We start from the raw sequence: 7,179 nt of genomic DNA, 5'->3' as shown, positions 1-7,179 counted from the left end.
AAAAAACGTGACTTTTTCTACAGCCTAATTGTCAATAGCTTTAAGTTAATGAAAATAGCTAACGGAAAAATCAGGGTTTGGAAAACCCTCAAAATGGCCTTTTCCACATGCCGTGAAAAGTCAGATGCCCAATGCCCTATCTCGTGAAATGAATACGTTGGGAAGAGATCCATATTGCCCTAAAATTCTACACGGGGAGCGAAGCTGACTGAGTACCCCCATGATTCATTGTTATCAGAGGAGTTTTTTGTGGACTTATCTCGTATTCCTGCCCAACCGAAACCCGGTCTAATCAACGTTCTGATTGAAATTACTGGCAAAAGTAAAAATAAATACGAATACGACAAGGAACTAGAAGCTTTTGCTCTAGACCGAGTACTTTATTCCTCGGTACAATATCCTTATGACTACGGCTTTGTACCCAATACTTTGGCTGATGATGGCGATCCTTTAGATGGCATGGTCATAATTGACGAGCCAACCTTTCCAGGCTGTGTGATTGCCGCACGACCGATTGGCTTCTTGGAGATGATTGACGGTGGCGATCGCGATGAGAAAATCCTTTGTGTTCCTGACAAAGATCCGCGCTACACTCAGGTCAAATCCCTGAATGACTTAGCGCCACACCGCTTAGATGAAATTGCCGAATTTTTCCGTAGTTATAAAAATTTGGAAAAAAAGGTGACTGAAATTCTCGGTTGGCAAGATGTGGACAAAGTTGCAGCTTTAGTAGAAAAATCCGTCAAAGCTTATAGAGGATAATAAAAGAGTTAGGAGTTAGGAGTTAGGAGTTAAGAGTTAGGAGTTAAGAATTATGAGTTAAGAGTTATGAATTTTTATTTCTTACTCCTCACTCCTCACTGCTAACTCCTCACTGCTAACTCCTCACTCCTCACTTTGATAACTTTCGCTTGTTACGGATTTTCAAATCTGCCATCAACCCCAAACTCAAATGCAGCGCACTCTCCTTTTGGCAAAAATTCATAACTGCACCCTCACGGGGGCGAATATCAACTACGTGGGTAGTATCAGCATCGATGAAATGCTTTTGGAAAAAGCTGGCATCTTACCCTATGAGCAGGTGCAAGTAGTTAATAATGCCAACGGTCAGCGTTTTATTACTTATGCGATCCCGGCTCCAGCCCATTCAGGAATAATTGAGCTAAATGGGGGTGCGGCACGTCTAGGCATTATTGGCGATCGCTTGATTATAATGACTTACGGGCAGTTCACTCTAGAAGAGTTAAAAAGTTACTCTCCTACGGTAGTCATTGTGGACGAAAAAAACAGGCTGTTGGAAGTGCGGCACTACGATGACCTGCTCAGTAAGGTCTAATTTCAAGGAAAATGTCAAATTTTGAGTTGTCGGATTCCCAGAGCTACATAAGAGAAAAGTCATCTACCCTGCCAAGTAGCCCAGCAGGTGAATTTATCGTGCAATTCTGGGGTGTAAGAGGTTTGATTCCCACTCCAAGTAGCAATACCAATCGTTATGGTGGTAATACCGCTTGTGTAGAAATGCATGTAGCTGGGAAACGCCTGATTTTTGATGGCGGTACTGGCTTACGCATACTGGGTAAAACTTGGCAAGAACTGCAACAGCCACTAGAAGCCCATTTATTTTTTACCAACTGCCAATCAAACAGAATTCAAGGGTTTCCCTTTTTTGCTCCAGCATTTATTGTGGAAAATTGTTTTCACATTTACGGCACAGCTGCATCAAATGGAGCCTCAATCAAACAATGTCTGTACGATCAGATGCTCCAGCCCCACTTTCCTTACCCTTTACAGGTAATGCAGTCGGAATTGCAGTTCTACAATCTTACTCGAGACAGTGACGTGAAGCTAAATGATGTCACCATTACAACTGCATTAATTAATCAAACTCAGCGGTCAGTTGGCTACCGAGTCACTTGGCAAGAGTATAGTGTTGCCTACGTCACGGATTTGCACCAGAATGCTGATCAAGTGGAGCGAGAGCGGATTTTACAGTTTATTAAAGGCGTTGACTTGCTGATTGCCAATGCTACTTACACTCCGCCTACATCTCACAACCATGACTCTGCTGATTTACTCTGGCAAGCTGCGGTGAATGCAGCTCTTTCTGCTGGCGTTAAACGGCTAGCCATTTCTCATCATCACCCAGATGACCATGATGATTTTCTTGACCAGGTTCAAGTCGATATTAAATCTGCCTTTCCTCAAGCAATACTAGCTCATGAAGGTCTAGTATTAAGTGTTGGTAAGTGATTTAGACTACCTTGGCACTTTGAAATCGGTGTAGAGCGATGCCGTTCGCGGAGCGTCTCCAAGAGTTGGCGGCAAGCTACGCACAAGCACTGACTTGTCAGTTCGCTTTTCTGTAAAGACAGATTGTCGCCTACGCCAAACACAAAGACAGGCTTTATTAACCCCAGCAGTTTTTGCCGGGCAAAAATATTATAAGCAATTAAGATTACGAGATAGAGTTCTGAATTTATCGTTAATGGTGGCAGCAGTATTAACATTATTGTGGCGACAAGTACAAGAGCGTTCAAGAGTTAAATCGTCTGTTAGCACGAGAAGGTTTCTTATGGTGTCGAGTTACCAAAGTTGCCCAACAATCACTCTTCAGTTTGATTTTTAGTTTTTCCAGTGGTAGACGGCTCATCGACAACAACATAACTACACTCGATTTAGCCTATAACCTTAGTCAAGGCAGATTTAGTTCTCTTTAGATTTTATTTACGAATCAGCTCTGAGCCACGCCACACAATGAATAAACTCGAAACACGGCTGGTATAGGAGTGCAAGCGGTCTCCCCTAGTGTCATGGTTTGACCAAAAATTAGTAGAATTTTAGTAATAAGCTTTTTAAGTATTGTATATCTGACTAAGTACCTTTTTGTGTAAATATCAGTATTAAATGTTAAAGTCTTACAGTCAAATTTTATTGAACATTCTACTAGGGATTACTGCCCTTCTTTCAATAGGTGTTGGTTTCCTTTGGCGGTATCCTTTCGAGTTATTAAGTCACGGCAGAGTTTATTACTTTTTAGTTTCTTTACTCATCACTATCGGGATTTTGTGTGCTTGGTTCGCTGGAATTCGTTGGCAAGGCACACTGTTTTTTGCTCTTGCTTTGCTAGCGTTTAATAGCGTTTGGATATTACCTTGGTATCTGCCTAATAGCCACCAAGGGCGAGGCGAATCTCTTAGAATTATAGAATTTAACATCAATAAGAAAAATACTCAGTTGACATCTGTCGCTAATCTCGTTGAACAGCAAAAGCCTGACATAGCTGTATTAATCGAGATCAGCCCGCCAGCTATGAAGGAACTAACTGGGCACTTACAAGATACTTTACCCTTTGCTTACCGGACTCGTGGTGGTGGGTTGGCTGTTTTTAGCCGCTTTGGGTTGGAAAATCCTCAAGGAAAGACACTAAGTGCAGGAACGATTTTAACCACATCTGTAAAAATTGGCACTAAAAATATCACTTTGGTAGCAGCCCACCCTTCAGTACCGATCAAACCTAATCTTTTTACTAGGCGTAACACCGCATTAGCTGAAGTGACTCAGTACTTGCAAACTCAAAAGGATAAAAAACTAATATTTACAGGTGACTTAAACCTAACTCCTTGGTCGCCCTACTATAAAAGACTAGTTGAAAAAACGGGACTACACAATACAAAACTAGGCTTTGGAGTAGAACCTTCATGGATTGAACCGGCAACTCAAGTTCACTTACCAGCCTTGATTATAGGCGTACTTAAGCTGCCTATAGATCATATTTTTGTTAGTAATGATATCAAAGTCGTAGATTGTAAAACTATCAAAGGTGGAAATTCCGACCATCGGATGCTATTAAGCGATTTAGTCATTTAAAAATGGTCATCATCCAGAAGAAACTCTTTCAAGAAGAAAATCCAAATTATCATTAGGATAATACTCTTTTTTTTCTTCTCCAAACTTGAATAAATATATCGTTTTGTTGCCAATCAATCTGATAGATGAATCTTCAATTTTTAACATTGTTCCTTCCTGCAACCCTACAACATAAATATCTGGATTTAAAACTAAGAATTCTTCCAGTCTTTGTTCTCTTGTCTCTCCATTGTGATTTGGTATTACTGCATTTGTATAGTGTGGGTTTATTTGAAAAGGAACTAAATTCAATCCTTGAAAACTTATCGGTTCAATTATTGGCATATCATTGTATTTTTTTCTTGTATGATAATGTCAAGTATTCTATCGGATTGTCATTTTGTATACAACACGCAGTAAGGGCACAGCATTGCTGTGCCCCTACTATTCCACACAATTAAAATCGGCTATATTGCTCCTCTACGAAGCATTTTGCAACTCGGCTGTGCGGACTGAAAGCTGCTGTGTCTGATTACCTCGTTGCACTTTCACCTGTAATACTTGACCAAGACGACTGTCTTCCACAACGTTCTGTAATTGTTCAGCACTGGTAATAGCTTTACCATCAACTTGAAGAATTACATCCCCACGCCGGATACCCGCAGATGCTGCTGGAGAATTGGGGACAACTCGCATTACAAAAACACCATTAATTTCTGGTATCTGAATAGGAGAATTGGGATCGGTGTTATTTTGCTTGGCAAGTTCGGGTGTCAAAGTTAGCATTTGCACACCTAGATAGGGGTGAGCAACTTTGCCATCACGTTGCAGTTGGGCGGCGATCGCTTTAGCTTTATCAATAGGAATCGCAAACCCAATACCCATCGCGTCAGGACGAATGGCTGTGTTAATGCCAATCACTTCACCTTGGCCATTCAATAGTGGCCCGCCAGAGTTACCAGGGTTAATGGCAGCGTCTGTCTGAATGAAATCCAAGCGTTTATCGCTAATGCCGACTTGGGCGCTAGAACGTTTGAGGGTACTAACAATTCCCAAGGTAACGGTGTTATCAAATCCCAAAGGATTACCAACTGCGATCGCCCAGTCTCCTACTTGGACGTTACTGGAAGAACCCAAGGGCGCTACTGGTAAATCGTTACCAGCATTAATTTTGACTACTGCCAAATCTGTGACTTCATCAATGCCTTGAACTTTCCCTTCAAAGGTGCGACCATCTTTGAGCCGGACTGTTACTTTATCAGCTTTATCAACCACATGAGCATTAGTCAGAACTAACCCGCTCTTGTCAATAATGAAACCTGAGCCTACACCGCGTAACTGCTGCTCTGGAGGCATCTGTTGAGAGAAACCGTCACCAAAAAACCGACGGAAAAAGGGGTCTTCCAAAAATGGATCAACGCGACGAGTAATTGTCCGCTCAGTATCAATCCGAACAACTGCTGAACCAACACGATTCACTGCTGCTGTCACAAAGCTGGTGTTACCGATCGCAGCAGTGGCTGGTGATTGCCGTTGGGCAATCAGTTGTGAAGTATCTCTAACAATTACTGGGGGTGCTGGTTCGGCTTGCGAGGGCAACACTTGCAATGTGCTAACGGTTAGCAGAACCCCTAGCGCGATCGCTAAAACATGAGTACTGAGTTGGCGTAAAGACCTGGGTAATTTGAGAAATCGCATAATCACAACCTGATTTATAAGCTTAATTGTTGCTTAGTCGTGACAAATCTATTTACAGTTATTTTTACAAAATTGACGTTGGCTTTTTACTGGGGTTTCGCCTGCTCTCCCCAATAATGGGGTTAGGGCATTTTGCGAACTACCTGTAATCAAGTTAATGGAAAGTTTAACCCAAAAGCTATATGGACATTTACCCTTTACAAGTTCGGTTTTTACCCATCAATAAAACTTTTGGGTTGCGAATGAGACTGGCTTACTCTCTGTTCTAACGGTGAACTATAGATGAACTAACTTTTGAATAAAATTTCATTCCGATTAGCTGCACCTAGCTGGGGTAAAGAGTTGATGGCTGAGTGGGGAGTTAGGGTAACAGGAACGGTTGGAGGTAGTTGTAATTGTTTTACAACACTTTGCAACAGTTGATCTTGTCCAGTCCGCAAACCCCAGACATTTGTCCCCCGGTTGATAATAGCAAACCAAACCAAACCGCGATCGCGTGTGGGCATCACTCCCGCCAAAGCGCTCACATCCCGCAGAGTGCCAGTTTTAATCACAGTAGCAAGGGGAATGTGTCTGGAGTGTAGTGTCCCCCGGTGATCAAATCCAGACATGGGGAACAAGTCAGCCAGATTCAGTTGATGGGCAGATGCTTCACCTTGAATAGCCATCAACATGGCACAAGCAGCCCTGGGAGAAATGCGATTTTCCGGCCCTAATCCAGAACCATTGATTAACTGAATTTCTACTTGTGGCACTCTCGCAAGGTGAGCAGCAGTTGATTGCACTACAGTGGCTCCTCCCACTGAGTCTGCCAGCATCTCTGCCATATCGTTGTTACTGTAAACATTCATTTCCTTGATTAGTTGCTTCAAAGGCAATGAGCGATGACGCAATAACAAAGTTTGTCGAGGGTTTGGTTGCGCCTCAAATTTCACCGCACCAGCAATGACAACTTGAGGCTTGGGCGTTCCCTTGGGCATGATTGAGTGTGTATAAATAGCGGGGCGGCCCCAAGTCGCACGATTTAGTGTTTGCTTGAGCATCATACCTGCTAGCATCGGCTGACGTTGGAAATTCATCGCAAAACTGCCAGTAATAATCAAATTTCCCTTTACCTGCTTGATACCCATTTTATTGAGAGTATTACCAAGAGCGATCGCTTCTTCCCAAACAAACAAAGGATCGCCACCACCAGTAATTACCAAATCGCCCTGCACAACCCCATTTACCACTGGCCCAGTGGCACTGACTAAGGTATCAAATTGGTAGTCTGGGCCCCAAGTTTTCAAAGCAACTAGTGAAGTAGCAATTTTGGTTAAAGAGGCAGCTGGCAGAGGTGTTGTACCTTGGTGATTTGCCATCAGCATCGGCCCCGACTGCATCCAAATTCCCTGACTCTGGGCCAGATTTTGCGCCACCACTTTTGATGTTACTAGCTGTTTGAGATATTCCTGCACCGTAGTAGCCCCAGCTGGATTGGGATCAGGGGCAAGAACTAACCCAGGGCTACTTTGCCAAGTCAAAGCGTCTAAGGCATCTAGAGGTTTGATTTGTACCCCGGCCATCTCTAGCCAGAGCGACACCAAACCTGAACCCAATAATTCCAGCATGTTCTATTCCTCTGTTAAGATGTGA

The 7,179-nt window shown here is 42.9% G+C and carries 6 protein-coding genes and 2 pseudogenes; 5 read left to right on the top strand and 3 right to left on the bottom strand.

What is annotated here, in order from left to right; translation table 11 throughout:
* Positions 1-249 precede the first annotated feature (249 nt).
* From LC586_RS15045 to LC586_RS15025, 5 genes and pseudogenes are all read left to right on the top strand, one after another.
* A complete protein-coding gene (locus tag LC586_RS15045) occupies positions 250-762 on the top strand; it encodes an inorganic diphosphatase (protein WP_100901064.1) in 513 nt (170 codons plus the stop codon).
* Between the two features lie 190 nt (positions 763-952).
* Positions 953-1,336, top strand: a complete 384-nt coding sequence (gene panD / locus LC586_RS15040; RefSeq protein WP_229485580.1) for an aspartate 1-decarboxylase — start codon at positions 953-955, stop codon at positions 1,334-1,336.
* A gap of 11 nt (positions 1,337-1,347) precedes the next feature.
* Complete coding sequence (locus tag LC586_RS15035) at positions 1,348-2,250, top strand: MBL fold metallo-hydrolase (protein ID WP_229485579.1); 903 nt, start codon at positions 1,348-1,350, stop codon at positions 2,248-2,250.
* 94 nt (positions 2,251-2,344) lie between these two features.
* Positions 2,345-2,630 (top strand): annotated as a pseudogene (locus LC586_RS15030) (hypothetical protein); the annotation flags it as partial.
* 274 nt (positions 2,631-2,904) lie between these two features.
* Entirely contained in the window at positions 2,905-3,867 is a 963-nt protein-coding gene (locus tag LC586_RS15025) for an endonuclease/exonuclease/phosphatase family protein (protein ID WP_229485578.1), read from the top strand.
* A 9-nt stretch (positions 3,868-3,876) separates the two neighbouring features.
* Here LC586_RS15025 and LC586_RS15020 read toward each other — a convergent pair.
* From LC586_RS15020 to LC586_RS15010, 3 genes and pseudogenes are all read right to left on the bottom strand, one after another.
* Positions 3,877-4,197, bottom strand: a pseudogene (locus LC586_RS15020) (Type 1 glutamine amidotransferase-like domain-containing protein); the annotation flags it as partial.
* A 129-nt stretch (positions 4,198-4,326) separates the two neighbouring features.
* Entirely contained in the window at positions 4,327-5,544 is a 1,218-nt protein-coding gene (locus LC586_RS15015; RefSeq protein WP_229485576.1) for an HhoA/HhoB/HtrA family serine endopeptidase, read from the bottom strand.
* A gap of 287 nt (positions 5,545-5,831) precedes the next feature.
* Positions 5,832-7,154 carry a D-alanyl-D-alanine carboxypeptidase gene (locus tag LC586_RS15010; RefSeq protein WP_229485575.1) on the bottom strand — a complete coding sequence of 441 codons (1,323 nt, stop codon included), beginning with the start codon at positions 7,152-7,154 and terminating at the stop codon, positions 5,832-5,834.
* Positions 7,155-7,179: the final 25 nt, after the last annotated feature.

It is taken from the genome of Nostoc favosum CHAB5714, from assembly GCF_020829495.1.
Classification (GTDB): Bacteria; Cyanobacteriota; Cyanobacteriia; order Cyanobacteriales; family Nostocaceae; genus Nostoc; species Nostoc favosum.
Note: the sequence above shows the minus strand (reverse complement) of the source record. Positions and strands in the feature narration are given on the sequence as shown.

What these genes read in the sequence shown, in the direction of transcription:
- LC586_RS15010 (WP_229485575.1), bottom strand. Translation starts at nt 7,154, where the DNA reads ATGCTGGAATTATTGGGTTCAGGTTTGGTGTCGCTCTGGCTAGAGATG.
- LC586_RS15035 (WP_229485579.1), top strand. Translation starts at nt 1,348, where the DNA reads ATGTCAAATTTTGAGTTGTCGGATTCCCAGAGCTACATAAGAGAAAAG.
- LC586_RS15015 (WP_229485576.1), bottom strand. Translation starts at nt 5,544, where the DNA reads ATGCGATTTCTCAAATTACCCAGGTCTTTACGCCAACTCAGTACTCAT.
- LC586_RS15025 (WP_229485578.1), top strand. Translation starts at nt 2,905, where the DNA reads ATGTTAAAGTCTTACAGTCAAATTTTATTGAACATTCTACTAGGGATT.
- panD (WP_229485580.1), top strand. Translation starts at nt 953, where the DNA reads ATGCAGCGCACTCTCCTTTTGGCAAAAATTCATAACTGCACCCTCACG.